Raw genomic sequence first — 16,769 nt, forward strand, 5'->3', positions numbered from 1 at the left:
AAACACGAATTAGTTTTCTATTATAATTCCTTACCTTCCCCTACAGCCCCTTTCAACCTCTGCAACATATATCCAATCCCTTTACATCCTGCTAACGGGTACGTAATGATTTCTTCTGGATATAATTGTGTTACTACCTTCTTATGCTTCTTACCTGCGAGTAAAACAATTTCATCAAAATGAAGCAAACCTTTTTCAATCATTTGTTGTTTTAATTGTTCCATACTAATAATCTCATCACTCTTTGAATCAAACGCAAGATCATAGTTTTCTAGTACAATATCATTTGGCTTTAAAAATCCATGCTTCGCCGATAATATAACCCAATTCTCGAAAAACATCGTTGCATACACCTGACATGCTTTTCCGAATGGGCTAATATATACATCCTTTGCCTCCATCGGTCCGTAATCAGGATACTTATCCCAAATTTTCTTCTTTCCGCATGGAATTATGCATAACCTTTTCATCGTTTTTTCTTACCTCATTTCTAACTTTTTAAATATAAAAATATAGAACCCTCTACTTCTTCATACTCAGCTTCTATATCTCCAACCCCTAATACGTTCCATCCATTATCTGTTTCTTTCGGTTTTTTGTTTATTATGATATGAACTTTTGTCATATTTTTAAAATCCTCTTCAAAAGATGCTAAAACAGGCTGATTTATCATATACGTTTTATTATGTATACCTACACTTAAAAATGTTTTATGTAATGCTTTATTTCCGTTTAACTTTACATTCATTGGATTAAACGAATTTAATTTTATATTTCCTATAATATACAAATGATACCCTTTCTCCTCATAAAAGTGGTTGAAATCCTTATCTCTTTCGTCTTGAACAAAATGAAGGATTTGCTTCGTTTCTTTACTTATTGTAATTTCATTATTTAAACTCAAATCCACATTTATATTTTGTTTTAAAAAAGCATATAACGATTTATCACTATTAAAGAAGCTCTTTTTCCATTCAGGTAGGACTTCATCTAATAATAAACATAAAAGCATTCCTGAGCTATAGCAGCTCTTTCTAATGTTACAATTAGCTTCATATGCATCTAAAATGAGTCCGCTATATTTTCGTAATGTGTCGCTTTCATCATTTTTACATACTGCATTGTAAGCATTCATTTCAATATACCAAGCAGGCCCCTCTATACTTTCAATCATATGCTCATATGTTATAAAATCTTCTCCCATAACACTAGCTCTTTGCTCTCTTAGTTTAATAAATTGCTTAATATAATTAATTTTCTCTTCTTGAGATTTACAATGAACAGCATCATATAAACAAATTCGTTCTTTATTTCGTAATTCTGTGTTTTCTTCTATTATAGGATATTGAAATCCTATAGATTCATTTGGAAATCTACTTTCTTTATTCAAATATTGATGACAATGAAAAAGTTCATGCACCATAATCGCAAGTAAACTTGCATAATCTTTATATCTATTCATATTCACGATGGCAGTTGGATAATCTTTGAATAGAATACAAGTATCACCTTTAAATTGTTCATCCCACTTTAAAACACTATACTCATCATTATCTTTCAAAAATAGAGGATGATGAAATACATACACATGCTCATCATCGTATAGTGCAAATGCAGCCCTCTTAAAACCAGGCCATAGCGTATTCAATAATTCTATACTTACATCTTTCTTTATTCGATTTAATATATTGTTCATTATATGTAACACCCCTATATCATTCTACATACACCTATTCTATTCCACTTAAAAACAACCCTTTTATTTACATAAATATTAGAAAAACATATTTGTTATCTCAAGCTATAATGTATTATATAAATATACATGTGATGATTTTCTGAAAAGGAGGTGAACAAATGAAAAATATAACCCCTGCACTAGTACTCTATATTATTGTTTGCATAATCGCTATGCTTGATCCAGCATCTCAAGGCTATAATCATGTTGGCTGGAAGTTGTTTGTTGGGCAAGTGTATGCTATACCTATTTTCCTCATTACTGCTATTATTACATTTTATATAAACAAGAAAAAATCTACAAATAAACAGTTATAAGGATAGCGAATGCTATCCTTATTTTAATCCGCTAATCAGATCCAAAATAACCATTACAGCACTTTCAATCCTTTCTTCTGAAAAGTCAAACGTGACACCGGTTTTTTCATATATTTCTTGTATAGGTAGGTTCCAATCTGCACTCGCTCCCTCTTTAAAGAAAGCAATCGCTTTTTCTGGGTCCTCTCGATATATTTGAAACAGTTGCATCGCTCCTATTTGTGCAATTGCGTATTCAATTTTATAAAAAGGAAACTGAACATAGTGAAATGACTCTATCCAGCTTGCACCGATTTCACCTTCTAATCCTGCAATGTCGACTGATGAATATTGATACCTTTTGCATAGTTCGGCATATTTCTTATCACGCTCTTCTGGTGTATGGTTTGGATTTGCATAAAGCCAATGCTGGAATATATCTCCTGCAATTGACGACATTAATAAAGACAGAGCACGATATAATTGTACGCGCTGCACTTCTTTATATTCATCCTCTTGCTTATAAAAAACATTTAACTTATCCATCACTAATAACTCAAGACTGAGTGAATAAAGCTCAGCCACTTCTTCGCGCAGATATCTTTCCTGCATGCTACTATCATTGTTAAATTGTTTATAAAAATGAAATGCATGCCCCAATTCATGTATTAATGCATGAATTGCATAAAATGAAGGACTAAAATTAGAATAAATAAAAACGTCTTTACTATGAGGTAAGGTAAAGCAAGCAGCTCCTGATGCTTTATTTTTCCGTTCTTGTACGTCAATTAATCCCGCTTCCCTTAAATGAGTAAATTCCTCATGAAAACATGAATCTGTCTTCCGAAACATTTCTTCAACCCCATCCAATAAATCAATGTAATTTTCAAATGAAGATTTTTGCAAATTACAAGGAGCAAGATCCCAAGGACGATACGTTTTTACATCAAGATTCTTTTTAAAAAGACTTCCTAACTGTTTCCAAATTGGTACAACATACTTTTCTATAGATTCATGGAGCTTATAGCAATCTTCAATACTGTAATCTCTATTTTTTTGTTTAAAAGCATATTCACTATAATTATGAAACCCTGCATTTAAAGCGAGCTCATTCCGTAATTGTACGAGCTCATTCATAATACAATCTATTTCCATTTTCACTGCACTTCTTGCTTTACATAAAGCGTACCAAGCTTTTTCACGAATAACTCTATTGGGGTTATCTAGCTTTGCTTTAACGTATGCATACGTCTTTTGCTCCCCCTCCCAATTAATTGTTATGTTAGACATTACTTCTCTATACTTCGTAATAAGTTCTTGCTCTTTAATAGAAAGTGCAATGTTTTTTTCATTAAACATTTTACTTTTTGCCAATCTTGCTTTTTTCATAAATCCATATTTCTGCTCATCTAATAAATCAGAAAACGGACAATTTCTAAATTTCTGGTCAAATTTTGCATTGTATCTTTTTAAAAGTGGCTGAATTTCATTTTGGTTATACATATGTATATCACGTATATTACTATCTTTTGTATCTCTATACATAGCGATTAAATTGATCGTTAACTCTTCTTCTATTTCTGCGTTTAAACGCAGCTCCTCCGAAAGCCAGCTCTCTAATTCTGAAACCGACGTAATATTTCGCTCTAAAAGTGACTGTAATTTACTCTCCAAATCATTCAACATACACAATCCTCCCGTTTTTAATTTTCTGTTTTTTAGAGATAAAAAAGGACAAGTAGCCAATCTGACTACTTGTCCTTGCTGTTTTTGTGTACTCAATAAAATTAAGCTTGGAATGCTTCTGTTAATACTGGTACGATTTGTTTTTTACGAGATACAACACCTTTTAAAGTAGCTGTGTTGTTTTCTAGTGATACGTTGTATGCTTTCTCAACAACGTTTGCTGCTTTACCGATCGCAAGACCGACAGAATCGTTAGTTAAGATATCAGTTACAACGAATAAGAATAGGTCTAAACCTTTCTCTTCTACTACTGCAGAGATTACTTTTTCAAGTTCCGCTTGGTGTACAAGAACGTCGTTTGTATCAACAGCGTTTACTTGTGCGATTTCAACTTTCGCATTACCCATTTGGAATTCTTTAGCGTCAAGAGAGATTAATTGTTCCATTGTTTTTCCACTTAAGTCAGCACCAGCTTTTAACATTTCTAAGCCGTAGCTATCAGCATCTACACCAGCGATTTCCGCTAATTCACGAGCAGCTGCTACGTCTTGTTCTGTGCAAGTTGGAGATTTGAATAGTAAAGAATCTGAAATAATTGCAGATAACATTAAACCTGCAACTTCTTTACGAATTGTAACGCCATTTTCTTTGTACATTTTGTTTAAGATTGTAGCTGTACATCCAACTGGCTCACAACGATAGTATATAGGATCGCTTGTTTCAAAGTTAGCAATACGGTGATGGTCAATAACTTCTAACACACGAACTGATTCGATATCGTTAGCACTTTGTTGACGCTCGTTATGGTCAACTAAAATAACGTTGTCCACTTCGCTTGCTACTGTCTCAACAAAACGCGGTCCTTCTACTTTAAAATAGTCTAACGCAAATTGAGTTTCACCGCTGATTTCGCCTAAACGTACAGGCTCAGCATTCATTCCTAATTCTTTTTTCAATTCTGCATAAGCAATTGCAGAACAAATTGCATCTGTATCTGGGTTTTTATGCCCGAAAACTAGTACTTTTTCCATGTTTTCCACCTCTTCATGAAAAGGATATCTTAAAGAAGCAAATATGACAATATTTAAAACATATTTTTTTATAAATAATTGCACTTTCTTCTATATTTTTCATCATTTTCATAAAAAAAATCATCTAAAATGAATTAGATGATCGAAATATATGTTTCAATTAAAATAGTGTAGGAGTTTGCACTACATTGTTAAAAGCGAAATTTGAGGATAAGCCATTATTCAAAAGGTTTACATCTATAACTTGATAAAACGCATTTCCAGTGTCTGCAATTTCCCAAACAGCTAAAATAAGATGGTACCCACTACGGTCAGTTGGTACATTTGCTTCGTGCGTTACTGTTGTCCCTGGTCTAGCTCCACCGTCATTTTTTACATAGAATGGCACTAAATCTAAATCTGATCGCGTTAAAGGTTTATTTGGATTCCAACCTTTTTTCGTAATATAATATTTCCATTCTTTTGTACTATGAGGAGCCGTTAGTTTCCACTTGAATGTATTCATCCCGCCATTTAACGTAACTTTCTTCCACCTATCTACAGTTTGAACATCTAAAGCGGGAAAATGACCAGCCCCTGCAATTTGTCCATCAGAAGGTCCTAGTTGCGGAAATCCACCTATCCCTTCTACGCTTTGTGGTTCATATTGAATCGGTCCACAATTTACATTTACCCCTTGCTTACATAAATAAGATCGGCTCGCTGGTGATTCTACATATCCATGAGCTGAAGCCTTTTCTGAAAATCCAAATGTTAATAATCCCGTAAGTAATACTCCACCACTTAAAATAACTTTCTTCATCTTTTGTAAACTATTCTTTTTCATACTTTCATCCCCTTCCGATAATAAAGCGAAAATAACTATAGTTGGCTAGTCATCTTCTCTACACTTATTATAAGACGAGAATCATTACTAAAAGAACCCTCTAAAAACTTTCTCAAATTCATTTAGTGCGTTAATTAGATTATAATTAACTATTTTAACACCGCCAGAAAAATATAGACTGTGTTAAAAATAGTTGTTTATTATTCACTTACTAATAATTAAGCACTCTCCCCGTTTGATTATATCTTAAATGTTTTTATAATAAATAACCGTAGCATCTAACTTTCCATTCGGAGAAATTGCATACCCTGGTATTGTTCCAACTTCTTGGTAGTCTAGTGATTTGTACAATTTATTGGAAGGATCTCCTTCTCTAGTATCTAATACTAAAAGAGACCTGTTTTCTTGCTTTGCTCGTTCCTCTGCTTTTTGCATAAGCGATCGTCCAATACCGTTACGTCTAAAGTTTGGATGAGTCATTAATTTACAAATCTCGGCTCTATGAATTCCGTTAGGCTTTGTAACTAATTGTAATTGAATACTCCCTACTACTTCGTTGTTTATTTTAGCCACATACAATATCACTTCTGGCGCTAATACTGTTTGCCAATACTTTGTTGCGTCTTTTTGTTCCAGTGGAGGCAAAAAACCAATTGATGCCCCATCATTTACAACCATTTTCAAAAGTTTCGAAAGTTCTTCCATATCATTTTCTAGTTTCTTAATTTCTTCAATTACTAAATTTCGCATTACTTTTCCCCCTTTTGTTTCATTGTAACAATTTTTAAAGAAGGAATAATGAAATAATAAGATGAATTTATATTAAGATATGATTTTTTTTGAAAGGATAACGATATGAAATATATATTAGATAGAACGTACGCAAAAGAATTACTCGAATGGGCATATGAACAAAACCCGGGCCCTTGGTTTGAACATTCACTACATGTTGCTCAAGCAACTGAAAACATAATTATAGAACTTATAAAAAAAGGGTACAAGCTAGATGCTGACATAGCATATAATGCTGCCCTTTTGCATGATATCGGAAGATACAAAGGTTTTACCAAATCGGTCATTCATTCCTATGATGGTTATATGTATATGAATGATTTAGGGTATACAGGAAACGCTGTTATTTGTGTGACACACTCATTCCCATGCAAAAATGAACATATAGATATCGCAGCGGAGTGGAGTCTCGTTCCTCACCATATGAAAAGCCGGTTAGTTGCAATATTGAATGAACATAGTAACTACGACTTATATAATAAAGTAATTACTCTTTGTGACGCTCTTGCTGACGCAGATGGCTTTACTACGCTGGAAAGAAGATTAATTTCCGTTGGTTTGCGTCATGGTACAACATCTCATACATCTTTACATTGGAAAGGGTTTTATGCGATTAAGAAAGAATTAGAAGCTTTAATCGGTAAGAGTATATACACAATTCTTCCTGATGTAGGAAAATCTATTTATGAAGATATAGAATATTAAATTGAATACAAATTGAAAACGATAAAAATTGAACCCATCCTAGATAATTTTTATACTCAAATTTAATTTCACATAAAAAACGTTTTAAACATAAAGTTTAAAACGTTTTTTATTCAATGCTTTTGATTTTTCAGTTCTGTTAAACACTCTTGCACTAAAGTTACCGCTTGACTCATCGCAGCTCCGCCAGCAAATGCTGCTGAAACACCACATGCTTCCAGAATCTCTTTATCCGAACATCCTTGATCAAGACAACCTTTTGTATGATAAATTGTACAATACTCATCTTGCGTTGCTAAACTAATTCCTAATGCAATAAGTTGTTTTTCTCTTTTTGTTAAAGCACCCTCTTGAAAACAAGCTTGCGTGAACGCATTATATGTCTCAGCGATTTCAGGAATTTGATTTGTAAAACTACCTATACCTTCTTTATAATGATGTAGAATATCATTTATCGAACTATGTTGCTCATGTTCCATCTTATTCCCTCCAGTCATATTATCCATACCTATTGTAGTATGCGATGAAATGGAGGCAATATACCTTCTTTTAAATTAAGAATTTTCAGTTAATTTATGTTATAATTTTAAATTATCATCTACAATAACTTTTCCTCTAGAACTTTTTCTTTCAACCTCTTTACTTCTTTCTTCCCAAAATGTTAATCCTTCAATCCCCACATTTTTAGGATTAAATACTGGATCTTTCCCTTCTTTTTTCTGCGTTTCATAGTCTTTTAACACTTTTAATGCGATTTGACTTAATAATAGAATCGCGATTAAGTTTAACCATGCCATACTACCGATTCCTAAATCTCCGAGATTCCATAAAAGCGACGCTGATTCAACACTACCGATGTAAACCATAATTAAAAATCCAAATTTTAAAACTGGTTTTAACCAGCCATACTTCAATTGACGATCTAAATAAGTAAGTGTCGTTTCAGCAATATAGTAATAAGCGAGTAACGTTGTAAATGCAAAAAAGAAAATTGCAATTGAAATAAATATTGGACCAAATCCTGTCATCACAGTTTCAACTGCTTGTTGCGTATAAATTGGACCTGCTTCCACATTTCCTATGTTTTTTACAATAGCGCTTTTCCCTTCAGGTATAACATTATACATACCTGTAATTAATATCATAAGAGCTGTCGCTGTACATACGACAATTGTATCGATATATACGGAAAACGCTTGAACTAATCCTTGTTTTGCAGGATGCGATACTTCAGCAGCAGCCGAACTATACGTCGCTTCTCCGACACCAGCAACGTTTGAAAATACAGCACGTTTTACACCCCATGCAATAGCTGCACCAACAATTCCACCAAACATTTCATTTACACCAAATGCGCTAGAGAAAATTAAAGCAAACATACTTGGAATCTCCGTTACATTCGCAATTAATATGATACATGTAACAATTACATAACCAATTGCCATAAATGGAACAAGCATTTGAGAAACGCCAGCAATTCTCTTTACACCACCAAAAATAATTGCCGCTAGTAACACGACTAAAAATATACCAGTTATATATTTGTTAATACCATTAGAGTTTTCGAATCCAACTGCGATACTACTAGATTGAATACCTGGTAATAACATGCCATATGAAAGTGTTACAACTACCGCTACAATGACTGCAAACCATTTCATTTTTAAACCTTTCTCAATGAAATATGGAGTACCGCCGCGATATTCATTCCCTACTTTACTTTTGTATACTTGAGATAATGTTGATTCAACAAACGCACTCGCTGCCCCTAACAAAGCCATTACCCACATCCAAAATACAGCTCCAGGCCCGCCGAAAGCGATCGCTGTCGCTACCCCTGCGATATTACCAATTCCAACTCTTCCTGATAAGGCTAAACAAAATGCCTGAAAAGATGATATTCCCGTCTCTGAACTCTTTCCTTCAAATAATAGTTTAATCATCTCTTTAAAATAACGAATTTGCAAAAAACGTGTTGCAATCGTGAAATATACGCCTGCCCCTAATGCAAAAACAACTAAACCGATACTCCACACTTGCCCTACTAACCATTCTACTAAATTCTCCATCCAAATCCCCCTTATCATTCTTTGGAAAAGCAATTTTGTATATAAGAAAACGGACAACTATTATCAAACTTTCTAGTTGTCCGCATCTTTCATTATTTCATCCCTCAATTTTTGTCAGTAAAACACCCTATTACTTTATATTTACCCAAACACTTTTCACTTCTGTATAATTATCAAGCGCATATGAACCTAATTCGCGGCCAATACCAGATTGTTTGTATCCACCAAATGGTGCAGCTGCATTTTCTAAGTTATAATCATTAATCCACACTGTTCCTGCTTTTAATTTATTTGCTACTTGATGACCCGTTTTGATATTTTGCGTCCATACACCCGCAGCAAGGCCATAAGATGAGTTGTTCGCTCGTTCAATTACTTCTTCTGTCGAATCAAATGGAAGTACAACAACAACTGGTCCAAATATTTCTTCCTTAACGATTGTCATATCGTCTGTAACATCTGTGAATACAGTTGGTTTAACGAAATAACCTTTTTCAAGCGCACGTTCGCCACCAGCCGCCACTGTAGCACCTTCTTTCTTCCCTTGCTCAATGTAATGTAACACACGCTCTTGTTGTTTCTTAGATACGAGTGGACCCATTTCCGTTCCTTTCTCCATACCTGCTCCAAGTTTTACGTTGTTCGCCATTTTCACAAGTGCATCTACTACAGTTTCATAATGTTTACGATGAACAAATACACGTGATCCTGCGCTACAATTTTGACCGTGATTATACATAATACCTTGGAATGCACCATTAATTGCTTCTTCCAAGTCCGCATCTTCTAAAATGATATTTGGTGATTTGCCGCCAAGCTCTAACGTTACATGCTTAATCATTTCTGCAGACTGACGCATAATATACTTTCCTGTAACAGTAGATCCTGTAAAAGCAACTTTATCAATGTCATGATGATTTACAATTGCTGCTCCTGCTTCAGGACCAAAGCCTGGTACAAAGTTTACAACACCGTTTGGAAATCCAGCCTCTTTAAAGAGTTTTGCTGTATATAGTAAGGATAAAGGTGTTTGCTCTGCTGGTTTTAATACGATCGTACAACCTGTCGCCAGTGCAGCTCCCATTTTCCAAGAAGACATAACGAGCGGAAAGTTCCACGGAATAATCTGACCTACAACACCTACAGGTTCATGTCTCGTGTAATTTAAGTAATCTTTTGAAATTGGGATTGTTTGCCCAATAATTTTTGTAGCCCATCCTGCGTAATAACGATAATTTTCTACAGTCGCTGAAATATCATCATCAAGTGCTACTTGATATGGCTTTCCATTATCTAAAGCTTCTAGTTGCGCTAATTCTTCTCTATGTTCTTCAATTAAATCTGCTAACTTATAAATAAGATGCGCTCTTTCAGCAGTAGTCATTTCTGCCCACGGACCAGATTTAAATGCAGATCTTGCTGCTTTTACTGCAGCATCAATATCCTCTTCTTGCGCTTCACATACGACTGCTAGAACATCTTCTGTTGCTGGATTGTATGTTTCAAACGTCTTTCCGCCAATAGCAGAAACAAATTCGCCATTAATAAACATTTTAATTTCTTCATTTAAAAACGCTTCCACTTTTGGTTTCAGCTCAATATTTGTCTTTAACATTATGTTCTCCTCCTTATTTAAACAGCTGCATGAGCTGCAATATTTGATAAAATCGTTTGAAGCTTTTGATCTTCGTCAACAGTTAATCCTAGTCTTGGATAGCGAGAAGGTCCTCCCGCTTGCCCATGTAATTCCATGGAACGTTTAACGATTTGAACATATTTCCCTGATCCTTCAAGAAACTCGCAAAGTGGTAAAATAGCATCGTTTATTTCCCACGCCTTTTCTAATTCACCATTTTGAAAATGCTCATACATTTTTGTAACGAGACCGGGAACGATATTTCCTGCTACTGAAACCCATCCCGAAGCACCAACTAAATATGATTCCATAACTAAATCTTCAGAACCACAGAAGACTTGGAAAGCCCCTTCACTTTGTCTTACTAAATCTCTCGCTTTTCGAATATCTCCGCTAGATTCTTTAATATGTGTAACATTTTCACACTCTTTTCCAATACGGAGCATTAGCTCTGTACTCATATCGACACCAGAAGTAAATGGGTTATTGTATAGCATAATTGGTATATTTACAGAGTTTGAGATTTCTTTAAAATGAAAATAAATCTCCTCTTCCTTCGGTTTACAATAGTAAGAGTTTATAATTAATGCACAATCCGCTCCGTGCGCTTCTGCATGTTTCGTATATTCAATTGTTTCTTTTGTGGTCTCTGCTGCAGTTCCAACAATGACTGGAATACGGCCATCAATTTCTTTCAACACAGTTTCTACCATTTTAAATCGTTCTTCTTTTGATAAACTTACAAACTCTCCTGTACTTCCATTAATGATAATACCTGCAACCTTTTGTTCGATAAAGTAATTTACATTTTGTTTTACCCCATCCCAATTAATTTCCTGAAATTCATCCATCGGTGTTATTAATACTGGAAATGCCCCTTTAATTTTTTGCATATTTATCTCTCCCTATCACATTTTATTTTAATAAGAATCCTGCCGGAAACGGATCCGTAGGGTCTAATAGAAACGTCTGCATCCCTGTAATAAATCCTCTACTTTCAAAACGGAAAATGTATCCTAGTTCCTCCTTCTTCACTTTTTCCACAGTTATAAAACTATTAAATATACTTTCATTTTTAAAAGGTTTATCCGCCATATAATCATTTTTAAATAATGCATGAACATAGGAAACGATAGTAGAAACAAAACCTGGCGAACGTACGATAAAGTTATCTTCATGAAATGTAATCGACTTTATATGGTTCTTTTCTTTTTGCGAAGGATCTACTAAAATAAGCCTTTTTATTAGCGACTGTTTTTGTATAGCCTGCAGTGTAGCTTCTCCCCATCTTTTCAATTCTGAAATGTTTTCAACACGAATTTCTGGCGAATACGCACCTTTTTCTACAACTGCATATACTTTATCTGCTTGTATGAGAGAATAACTTACATTACCAACCTGTAAATTTTCCTCAATCAAATAGCAAAGTTTGCTTTCAAACGAAACAGATATAACTTCATCATTCTCTACATACGCATGAACTAAAAATATTCCAGATAACGTTTCAATTTTGTATTGATTGGACTCTCTCTTTTTTAAATACCCACTTTCGAGTAACATCGTTATTACCGCAACAATGCCCCCATAATGAAGCGGAATCGAACCTTCATAATTAAAAAATAATACAGCTGCATCCACTTCATTATGGATAGATGGAACAACAATACACCCATTCAAACCAATAAAACCACGTGGTTCATTTAATAAAAGCTTCATCTCTTCTGCTAATTCACCTGAAAATTGTTCATTTAATTGCTCCAAACTGTAGTAGTATTTGCATGGTACGTCTTTCATTACACGAAATGCCTCGCCATTTACATGTACGTCTACTGCTGTATACATTTTTTGAATGTTCATTTTATATCCTCCGTTTCATGTTCCATCGGCGGAATTAGCAAAAATCCTTCTTTGAGTGGATCCATTTCATTGTAAAAAAATTTATGCATACCCATAAGCCAAGCTGATCCCGTAATTTTCGTTATGACAGCTTCAATATTTTCAACATGTGTCGTATTCACGACATATCCTTTAAATAAAGAACCAACGATACTCTCATGAATGAACTCTTCACCAATTTTGATTTCTTTCTGAGCGTATAATACAGCTAGCTTCGCAGATGTTCCTGTACCGCATGGGGATCGATCTATTCCGCCTGGTGGTACAACAACTGTATTTTTCACATGCGCACATTCATGAGTAGCATCTGTATAAAATTCAACATGTGTTAATCCTCTAATAAACGAATACTCTGGATGAATGATTTCAAACTTCTCATTAATTGTGTTTCTTATATGAATCGCCTTATCGATGATTGTAGATGCATTTTCTGGTACTAATTCTAGGCCTACTGACTTCGCATCAATAATGGCATAAAAATTCCCTCCATACGCAATATCAGCCTCTACAGTTCCAATGTCTTTAACTTGTACAGTAATATTTTTCAATAAAAAAGCTGGTATGTTACAGAAAGATACCTCTTTTGCTTTTCCATCTTGAACAGCAATATCTACTTCCACTAAGCCAGCCGGGGTATCTAGTTTTAAAGAAGTAATCGGTTCAACTACTGGAATTAAACCTGATTCAACTAACGCTGTACATACACCGATTGTATCGTGACCGCACATCGGTAAGTATCCACCTGTCTCTATGTATATAACACCTATATCAGCCTCAGGATGACATGGGTCTGTTAATAATGCCCCTGACATTACATCATGACCACGCGGTTCATTCATTAACAATTTTCGAATCCAATCATATTCCTTTTTCATATGTAACATCTTCTCTGCCATCGTCTCTCCAATCAACTTTGGAAGTCCGCTAATTAATGTCCTCGTTGGATTCCCGCCCGTATGTGTATCAATAGTCGTAAAGACTCTTTGTGACCTCATCCGTTTAACACCCTTTCTGTAAAACGACTCAAACGAAGTGGTTCAATAGGAATAATTGTCTCTTTTTCATTTAATAACTCTTCAATTACTTTCCCAGTAACTGCTGCAAGACTAATCCCATCCCCTTCATGTCCAGCGGCAATGAAATAATTCGGAATATGTTCCACTCGTGAAATAATCGGCAAATGATCTTCTGTCCACGGACGTAAACCAGCGTAAGAACGAATTACCATCATATCTGCCATTTTCGGATAAAAGCGAATCGCTCTATTTGCGATACATTTAATGACTTCATTGTTTATTCTCGTATGAAACCCTACAAATTCACGACTACTTCCAATTAAGAAATTTTGACTTTCAGTAGGCTCAAATACGAGCGCAACCCCGTATTTTTCAGTTAAAACATCTACTTTTCTTTTTCCGCCAAATTTAGAAATTAAATAACCGAATTCCATTACTTTACGGCACCCTACATGTTGTTGCCTTGATGCTACTATAATATGCCCTTTTCTCGGTTCAATTGGTATATTTATATCCAACATCTGACCAATCTTAGGAGCCCACACACCGGCTGCATTTACAACTTGTTTTGCTGTAAAAGTACCATTCGTAGTTTCTACAACAAATGAACCATTCGTCTCTATTTTCATACTCTTTACTTCGGTCTGCTTAAAGGCTTTTGCGCCAAACTTTTGTGCCTCTGACAGAAGCGAGAAAGCAAGGAGATATGGATTCACAGTTGAATCCGTCGCACATTCTAAACCGCCTAATAAATCATCAGCAAAAAAAGGCGACTCTTCTCTTATATCTTGCCTATCAAGCATTCGAAACGGTAATCCAGCTTTTTTTTGCCGATTTACCCATTGCTGTGCAGCCTCCATCTCTTCGTCTGACTCACATACGAGAATACTTCCTGGTGCCCTATATTCAAATGAATGCTCTAATTCTTCACTTAAATCAGTTACTAATTTTTGACTTACTAAAGACATTTGACTATCAAACCCTGGGTCTTTATCAATGGCCAAAATATTCCCATCACACCGTGAAGACGTCCCGCTGACAAATTCTCCTTTTTCAATGATTGTTACGTCTCTTCCGTATTTTGAAGTGTAATAAGCGATAGAACACCCTATTATTCCACCACCTATAATTAAAACGTCGCAGTGCCTCACAATATACTCCTCCTTTCCCTAAACCTCTCACTTTCTTTTATGCAATTGACGTGCCAATTCTGCACATATACAATTTCCATAAACAATATTTTTATTTGTAAAAATAATTCAAATTTATAGTAAATAGGTGTATTATTTTTTTATCACTGTCAAAATTTTTATACATAACAGGAGGATATTATGGCATTTTCATTTCCGACTATACAAGAGTTTTTGGAAAGTATTTTAATCGATCATACATGTAGCCTTAATCACATTAAGCAAGTAAACGAAAGGTTTTATTATCTCCCTTCTACTACAGAAGAATATAATTGCGCCATTATTTATGTAGATGACTCATTCACTGCACTAATTGACGCTTTTTCTTATGAATTAGCTGTTATCATCCTTAACGAAAACGATGAGCCGATATGCTGTATAACTTCTCAGCAAATGATTCCATTTCTTTATAAGTCCTACAATGAACTACAGGCATTTTATGACACCGTAATACTAACAACTGACTCTTCTGTTACAGTCATTGATAGTAAAGAATGCGTTCGAACTTGGACAGATGGTGCTGAAAAAATATTTTCAGTCAACCATAATGAAATTATTGGGCAACCGATTACTCGTTTTTTTGATTATAAAGACTTGGAAATTTTACAATCTTTACATGATGGAAAAAGCATAGTCGCTCAGTTCCATCAGCCTCGTCCCGATTTATTCGTATTAATTAATTCAAATCCAGTTTATTGTAATGATGAAATTATAGGAGCAGTCGTTTCAGAAACAGATGTTACAAATCAAGTCGCTTTAAATGAAAAACTATTTAATATGTCACATGAAATGCACCGTTTAGAACAAGAAGTGGCAAAGTATAAAGATGAATCTGATCCTTTCCTTGCGATGAATGGAAAAAGTCCTGTTATACAAAGAACGATACAATTAGCTAGAAAAGTTTGTTCGGTGAAATCAACTGTTTTAATACTTGGGGAAAGCGGAGTTGGAAAAGAAGTATTTGCGAAAGCAATTCATGAAGCAAGTGAAGCAGCGAAGGCGCCTTTTATTTCGATTAACTGCGGGGCAATTCCAGAAGCGTTATTTGAAAGTGAATTATTCGGTTACGAGCGTGGGGCGTTTTCTGGAGCTAATAGTAAAGGGAAAAAAGGTAAAATTGAACTCGCACAAGGCGGTACTTTATTCCTCGATGAGATTGGCGAAATGCCGCTCGATATGCAAGTAAAACTGTTACGTGTACTACAAGAACGAAAGTATTACCGAGTTGGCGGAGAAAAAGAAATTAATATTGATTTCCGCATTATCGCTGCTACAAATCGGGATTTACAAGAAGAAATGAGAAAAGGAACTTTCCGAGAAGATTTATATTATCGTTTAAATGTAGTTAGCCTGCATATTCCACCGCTGCGTGAAAGACGAGAGGATATTATCGAACTCACATACTCATTCTTAAACGATTTTTCAATCAACTATAACAGACCAATTCGTGACTTACCTTCAAGCATTATGCATGAACTGCTTCATTACAATTGGCCAGGTAATATTCGCGAACTTCGAAACGTTGTTGAACGACTTGTGGTATTTGCGACAGACGGAATTATAAAACAAGAATATTTACCATTTCATACAACCGAAAATTTAGACAATCATACAGCTCATTCCCTATTACTCAGCAACAATAATACAATCCTTTCTTTACAAGAAGAGATGGATGAGCATGAGAAAAAAGTTATTGAAAGGGCTTTACGAATTTTAAATGGGAATAAATTAGAATGTGCAAAACAACTTGGCGTAACAAGGGCTACTTTATATAACCGTTTAAAAAAACTTGGACTTCAATAAAGAAGCAGTATGCACCGATTAGGCGTTTACAGGTAGCTCTCTCCTTCCTCTATATTGGCATGATTTTTGCATATATAATTTGTGC

The 16,769-nt window shown here is 34.8% G+C and carries 16 protein-coding genes; 3 read left to right on the plus strand and 13 right to left on the minus strand.

The window, feature by feature from the left end; translation table 11 throughout:
• Positions 1-20: 20 nt before the first annotated feature.
• Positions 21-470, minus strand: coding sequence for a DUF6884 domain-containing protein (locus AC3EMB_RS13890; protein ID WP_270673576.1), 450 nt, complete (start codon positions 468-470; stop codon positions 21-23).
• A gap of 20 nt (positions 471-490) precedes the next feature.
• On the minus strand, positions 491-1,696 hold the full coding sequence (locus AC3EMB_RS13895) for a peptide ABC transporter permease (RefSeq protein WP_454484974.1): 1,206 nt from the start codon (positions 1,694-1,696) through the stop codon (positions 491-493).
• A gap of 161 nt (positions 1,697-1,857) precedes the next feature.
• Here AC3EMB_RS13895 and AC3EMB_RS13900 point away from each other — a divergent pair, with 161 nt between their 5' ends.
• Positions 1,858-2,055, plus strand: coding sequence for a DUF4017 family protein (locus AC3EMB_RS13900; RefSeq protein WP_075718911.1), 198 nt, complete (start codon positions 1,858-1,860; stop codon positions 2,053-2,055).
• A gap of 18 nt (positions 2,056-2,073) precedes the next feature.
• Here AC3EMB_RS13900 and AC3EMB_RS13905 read toward each other — a convergent pair whose 3' ends face one another.
• From AC3EMB_RS13905 to AC3EMB_RS13920, 4 genes are all read right to left on the minus strand, one after another.
• Complete coding sequence (locus tag AC3EMB_RS13905) at positions 2,074-3,720, minus strand: M3 family oligoendopeptidase (RefSeq protein ID WP_488517064.1); 1,647 nt, start codon at positions 3,718-3,720, stop codon at positions 2,074-2,076.
• A gap of 101 nt (positions 3,721-3,821) precedes the next feature.
• On the minus strand, positions 3,822-4,751 hold the full coding sequence (ppaC, locus tag AC3EMB_RS13910) for a manganese-dependent inorganic pyrophosphatase (protein WP_000416871.1): 930 nt from the start codon (positions 4,749-4,751) through the stop codon (positions 3,822-3,824).
• Positions 4,752-4,911: 160 nt separating this feature from the next.
• On the minus strand, positions 4,912-5,577 hold the full coding sequence (locus tag AC3EMB_RS13915; RefSeq protein WP_488517065.1) for a lytic polysaccharide monooxygenase: 666 nt from the start codon (positions 5,575-5,577) through the stop codon (positions 4,912-4,914).
• Positions 5,578-5,823: 246 nt separating this feature from the next.
• On the minus strand, positions 5,824-6,327 hold the full coding sequence (locus tag AC3EMB_RS13920) for a GNAT family N-acetyltransferase (RefSeq protein ID WP_488517066.1): 504 nt from the start codon (positions 6,325-6,327) through the stop codon (positions 5,824-5,826).
• A gap of 105 nt (positions 6,328-6,432) precedes the next feature.
• On the opposite strand from AC3EMB_RS13920, the gene AC3EMB_RS13925 reads away from it, so the two are divergent.
• A complete protein-coding gene (locus AC3EMB_RS13925) occupies positions 6,433-7,074 on the plus strand; it encodes an HD domain-containing protein (protein WP_488517067.1) in 642 nt (213 codons plus the stop codon).
• A 113-nt stretch (positions 7,075-7,187) separates the two neighbouring features.
• On the opposite strand, the gene AC3EMB_RS13930 is transcribed toward AC3EMB_RS13925, so the two are convergent.
• From AC3EMB_RS13930 to AC3EMB_RS13960, 7 genes are all read right to left on the minus strand, one after another.
• The gene (locus AC3EMB_RS13930) at positions 7,188-7,580 is read right to left on the minus strand and encodes a carboxymuconolactone decarboxylase family protein (RefSeq protein WP_001999958.1); all 393 of its coding nucleotides are present in this window, start codon (positions 7,578-7,580) and stop codon (positions 7,188-7,190) included.
• 72 nt (positions 7,581-7,652) lie between these two features.
• Entirely contained in the window at positions 7,653-9,143 is a 1,491-nt protein-coding gene (locus AC3EMB_RS13935; RefSeq protein ID WP_488517068.1) for an alanine/glycine:cation symporter family protein, read from the minus strand.
• Positions 9,144-9,273: 130 nt separating this feature from the next.
• Positions 9,274-10,758: an aldehyde dehydrogenase family protein gene (locus tag AC3EMB_RS13940; RefSeq protein ID WP_000920978.1), complete on the minus strand. Its 1,485-nt coding sequence runs from the start codon at positions 10,756-10,758 to the stop codon at positions 9,274-9,276.
• A gap of 17 nt (positions 10,759-10,775) precedes the next feature.
• On the minus strand, positions 10,776-11,672 hold the full coding sequence (gene dapA / locus AC3EMB_RS13945) for a 4-hydroxy-tetrahydrodipicolinate synthase (RefSeq protein WP_001169449.1): 897 nt from the start codon (positions 11,670-11,672) through the stop codon (positions 10,776-10,778).
• Between the two features lie 22 nt (positions 11,673-11,694).
• Complete coding sequence (locus tag AC3EMB_RS13950) at positions 11,695-12,636, minus strand: proline racemase family protein (protein WP_098853081.1); 942 nt, start codon at positions 12,634-12,636, stop codon at positions 11,695-11,697.
• Positions 12,633-13,670: a proline racemase family protein gene (locus tag AC3EMB_RS13955; RefSeq protein ID WP_069355759.1), complete on the minus strand. Its 1,038-nt coding sequence runs from the start codon at positions 13,668-13,670 to the stop codon at positions 12,633-12,635. Before AC3EMB_RS13955 ends, AC3EMB_RS13950 begins: the two co-directional genes overlap by 4 nt.
• The gene (locus AC3EMB_RS13960; RefSeq protein ID WP_088023693.1) at positions 13,667-14,842 is read right to left on the minus strand and encodes an NAD(P)/FAD-dependent oxidoreductase; all 1,176 of its coding nucleotides are present in this window, start codon (positions 14,840-14,842) and stop codon (positions 13,667-13,669) included. Before AC3EMB_RS13960 ends, AC3EMB_RS13955 begins: the two co-directional genes overlap by 4 nt.
• A 180-nt stretch (positions 14,843-15,022) precedes the next feature.
• On the opposite strand from AC3EMB_RS13960, the gene AC3EMB_RS13965 reads away from it, so the two are divergent.
• Positions 15,023-16,684: a sigma-54 interaction domain-containing protein gene (locus tag AC3EMB_RS13965; protein WP_053564217.1), complete on the plus strand. Its 1,662-nt coding sequence runs from the start codon at positions 15,023-15,025 to the stop codon at positions 16,682-16,684.
• Positions 16,685-16,769: the final 85 nt, after the last annotated feature.

This window comes from Bacillus sp. LQ16, from assembly GCF_057784645.1.

What these genes read in the sequence shown, in the direction of transcription:
- AC3EMB_RS13905 (WP_488517064.1), bottom strand. Translation starts at nt 3,720, where the DNA reads ATGTTGAATGATTTGGAGAGTAAATTACAGTCACTTTTAGAGCGAAAT.
- AC3EMB_RS13915 (WP_488517065.1), bottom strand. Translation starts at nt 5,577, where the DNA reads ATGAAAAAGAATAGTTTACAAAAGATGAAGAAAGTTATTTTAAGTGGT.
- AC3EMB_RS13950 (WP_098853081.1), bottom strand. Translation starts at nt 12,636, where the DNA reads ATGAACATTCAAAAAATGTATACAGCAGTAGACGTACATGTAAATGGC.
- AC3EMB_RS13925 (WP_488517067.1), top strand. Translation starts at nt 6,433, where the DNA reads ATGAAATATATATTAGATAGAACGTACGCAAAAGAATTACTCGAATGG.
- AC3EMB_RS13935 (WP_488517068.1), bottom strand. Translation starts at nt 9,143, where the DNA reads ATGGAGAATTTAGTAGAATGGTTAGTAGGGCAAGTGTGGAGTATCGGT.
- AC3EMB_RS13890 (WP_270673576.1), bottom strand. Translation starts at nt 470, where the DNA reads ATGAAAAGGTTATGCATAATTCCATGCGGAAAGAAGAAAATTTGGGAT.
- AC3EMB_RS13920 (WP_488517066.1), bottom strand. Translation starts at nt 6,327, where the DNA reads ATGCGAAATTTAGTAATTGAAGAAATTAAGAAACTAGAAAATGATATG.
- AC3EMB_RS13895 (WP_454484974.1), bottom strand. Translation starts at nt 1,696, where the DNA reads ATGAACAATATATTAAATCGAATAAAGAAAGATGTAAGTATAGAATTA.
- ppaC (WP_000416871.1), bottom strand. Translation starts at nt 4,751, where the DNA reads ATGGAAAAAGTACTAGTTTTCGGGCATAAAAACCCAGATACAGATGCA.
- AC3EMB_RS13965 (WP_053564217.1), top strand. Translation starts at nt 15,023, where the DNA reads ATGGCATTTTCATTTCCGACTATACAAGAGTTTTTGGAAAGTATTTTA.
- AC3EMB_RS13940 (WP_000920978.1), bottom strand. Translation starts at nt 10,758, where the DNA reads ATGTTAAAGACAAATATTGAGCTGAAACCAAAAGTGGAAGCGTTTTTA.
- AC3EMB_RS13930 (WP_001999958.1), bottom strand. Translation starts at nt 7,580, where the DNA reads ATGGATAATATGACTGGAGGGAATAAGATGGAACATGAGCAACATAGT.
- dapA (WP_001169449.1), bottom strand. Translation starts at nt 11,672, where the DNA reads ATGCAAAAAATTAAAGGGGCATTTCCAGTATTAATAACACCGATGGAT.
- AC3EMB_RS13955 (WP_069355759.1), bottom strand. Translation starts at nt 13,670, where the DNA reads ATGAGGTCACAAAGAGTCTTTACGACTATTGATACACATACGGGCGGG.
- AC3EMB_RS13900 (WP_075718911.1), top strand. Translation starts at nt 1,858, where the DNA reads ATGAAAAATATAACCCCTGCACTAGTACTCTATATTATTGTTTGCATA.